The organism is Actinoplanes siamensis (assembly GCF_016862395.1).
Taxonomy (GTDB): Bacteria; Actinomycetota; Actinomycetes; order Mycobacteriales; family Micromonosporaceae; genus Actinoplanes; species Actinoplanes siamensis.
Genome location: NZ_BOMW01000138.1, coordinates 1 through 1,311 on the forward strand (window position 1 = coordinate 1; position 1,311 = coordinate 1,311).

General features: G+C 66.1%; 1 protein-coding gene. It reads left to right on the forward strand.

Translation table 11 applies throughout. The features are described 5' to 3' along the window. A partial coding sequence (locus tag Asi03nite_RS37440) for a Hint domain-containing protein (RefSeq protein WP_239103217.1) occupies positions 1 to 1,311 on the forward strand: 1,311 nt, incomplete at both ends.

Below are 1,311 nucleotides of genomic sequence, written 5' to 3' on the forward strand. Positions count from 1 at the left end.
GTCGGGTGCGGCGAACCGGTTCGCGTATGCCGAGGGCAACCCGTTGACCAATACCGACACCACGGGTAACGCGGTGGACGGTAAGTGCGGGGAGTACGACTACGCCTGTGCGATGAAGCAGTACCAGGCGCAGCTCGCGCAGTACAACGAGCAGATGGAGCAGCGCGACCGCGACATGAAGGCGGCCGGCGACCAGATTGCCGCGCAGGAGGCGGAGTATCAGCGGGCGGAGCGGGAGAGCAACACCAGCCTGCTCGACATCCTGCTCCAGGTGGGCGTCGGGATGCTGCTCGACATGATCGGTTACAACGCGGTCGTCGGTTGCATCAACGGTTCAGCTTGGGACTGTGTAGACCTGGCGACCAACTTCATGGGCCCGCTCAAGGCCGCGAAGGTGGCCCGGACCGTGTGGCGCACGATCGACAAGGCGATGTCGGGTTTCCGGATGTGGAAGCAGATCGTCGAGGGTGCCCGGACGCTGATGCGTCGTGCTCAGGACATGATGGGCTTGGCGCGCAAGCTGCTGAACGACGTGACGAAGAAGCTGCCGAAAAAGCCGAAGGTGCCGAAGCGGAAGCCCAAGCCGCCGGCGAAGAAGAAGCCCAAGCCGAAGCCGAAACCCAAACCGAAGCCGAAGCCGGCCAAGCAGGCGAAGCCGCCGAAGCCGAAGGCCGTGCCGAAGAAGGCCGACAAGCCGAAGCAGGCGAAGCCGCAGAAGGCGAGGGAGAAGCAGAGCCGCTCCGAGTCGCAGCCGGAACGGAAACCTGAGTCGAAGCCTGATGGCGAAGGCGCCGACCAGGACGCTCCCGAAGCGGCGTCATGCCCGATACCGCAGCCGAGACCTATGCACAGCTTCGACCCGTCGACGCTGGTGCTGATGGCCGACGGCACGACCCGGCCGATTTCCGAGATCAACGTCGGCGACACGGTCCTCACGAAGGACCCGGTCACCGGCGAGGTGAGCCCGCGTGAGGTCACGCTGTTGCACGCTAACCGTGACCTGGACCTGACCGATGTGACGGTGTCGGAGAAGCCGGCCGAGTCCACGACCCGGACGGAGCGGGACGCCGAGGGCAAGGGTGGTCGCAGCACTCGCGGCCCGACCGAGTCGTCGGTCCTGCACACCACCGCGCACCATCCGTTCTGGGACGCGGCCACCGGTGAGTGGGTCGACGCCGCGGACCTGGTTCCCGGCAAGTCGACGCTGGTCGGCCCGGACGGCGAACTGCGGTACGTCACCGACGTCGACAACTTCGCCGGCGCGAAGCTCATGCGCGACCTCACGGTCGCCGACATCCACACGTACTATGT